This is a genomic window from Vibrio sp. 10N.222.46.A1 (assembly GCF_041473595.1).
Lineage (GTDB): Bacteria > Pseudomonadota > Gammaproteobacteria > Enterobacterales > Vibrionaceae > Vibrio > Vibrio tasmaniensis_A.
The window spans coordinates 1065-2732 of the sequence record NZ_JBFRSN010000812.1 but is presented as its reverse complement, the minus strand read 5'-3'; the positions used below and the strand labels follow the sequence as shown (position 1 = coordinate 2732).

Here is a 1668-nt window from a genome sequence, read left to right as displayed (position 1 = left end):
TCGTTGGTTCTTGAACCATGGTGTTGATGAACTGGTTATAAACGAGATACAAGCTGTCGATTTTTTCGTCGTCGTAATGCCCTAGCATCGCGTTAACCGTACCTAAAATGTCTTCTAATTTAGGCGCGTCACCAAGGCCTGACGTTTGCGCGATAACATTGCCGCTGCGTTGGAAGAACGAGATAGCCTTAGATCCCACTAAGGTTGTTTCTACCTCGACTCCCTTGGTGCGCCATTGCTCCATTTCTTCTAACACTTTCTTGAACAAGTTCGAGTTCAAGCCACCACATAAGCCCCGGTCGGACGAAATAATGATGTAAGCAACGCGTTTTGGTTCACGCTGTTGAAGGTAGGGATGCTGGTATTCGAGCGACCCTGATGCGACATGAGAGATAACTTTGCGCATGTTCTCTGCATATGGACGTGTTAGCGTCATATTGTCTTGAACCTTACGCATCTTACTTGCCGCAACCATCTCCATTGCACTGGTGATTTTCTGAGTGTTACTAACACTGCCTATCTTGGTGCGAATTTCTTTAGTATTTGCCATTATCTGCTCCTAATTTGTTTTGATTTCCAGCCAACAAACCGGAGCGTTTACCAAGCTTTCAACGCTACAAAGTCACCGAGAAGCTTTGCAAGAGCGCCATCAATTTCATCGTTGTAGTCACCATTAGCGTTGATGGTGTCGAACAACTCTGGGTTTTGACCTTTCGCGTAAGCAATCAATTCTTCTTCAAAACGTGCAATTTTGTTCAACTCTACGTCAGCCAAATAGCCTTTTTCTGCTGCGTAGATAACCGTTGCTTGCTCAGCGACAGACATCGGAGAGTATTGCTTTTGCTTCATCAATTCGGTTACACGCTCACCATGGTCAAGCTGCTTACGCGTCATGTCATCTAAGTCAGAAGAGAACTGAGCAAATGCGGCTAATTCGCGGTATTGAGCTAATGATGTACGGATACCACCAGACAGTTTCTTGATGATCTTGCACTGCGCCGCGCCACCCACACGAGATACCGAGATACCAGGGTCAACAGCAGGACGTAGGCCTGAGTTGAACAGTTGGGTTTGTAGGAAAACCTGACCATCAGTAATTGAGATTACGTTGGTTGGTACAAACGCAGATACGTCACCCGCTTGAGTTTCAATGATAGGAAGCGCTGTCAGTGAGCCTGTTTGGCCTTTCACTTCACTGTTCGTGAACTTCTCTACGTATTCCGCATTCACTCTTGCAGCACGTTCTAGTAGACGAGAGTGGAGGTAGAATACGTCGCCAGGGAAGGCTTCACGACCCGGTGGGCGTTTCAGTAGCAATGAGATTTGACGGTAAGCGACGGCTTGTTTTGATAGGTCATCATAGATGATCAGTGCATCTTCACCACGGTCACGGAAGTATTCGCCCATGGTGCAACCCGCATAAGGTGCTAGGTATTGAAGCGCGGCTGATTCTGATGCTGATGCTACAACAACGATGGTATTTTTAAGCGCATCGTGGTCTTCGAGTTTACGAACAACGTTTGCGATAGTAGAGGCTTTCTGGCCGATAGCCACGTACACACATTTGATACCAGAATCTTTCTGATTGATGATCGCATCGATAGCTAACGCTGTTTTACCCGTCTGACGGTCACCGATGATAAGTTCACGTTGACCACGACCGATAGG

General features: G+C 46.9%; 2 protein-coding genes. Both read right to left on the bottom strand.

What is annotated here, in order from left to right:
• Positions 1–550, bottom strand: a 550-nt coding sequence (atpG, locus tag AB4496_RS20425) for an ATP synthase F1 subunit gamma (RefSeq protein WP_372131794.1), incomplete at its 3' end; no start/stop codon positions are given.
• Between the two features lie 47 nt (positions 551–597).
• A partial coding sequence (gene atpA, locus AB4496_RS20420) for a F0F1 ATP synthase subunit alpha (protein WP_372131792.1) occupies positions 598–1668 on the bottom strand: 1071 nt, incomplete at its 5' end.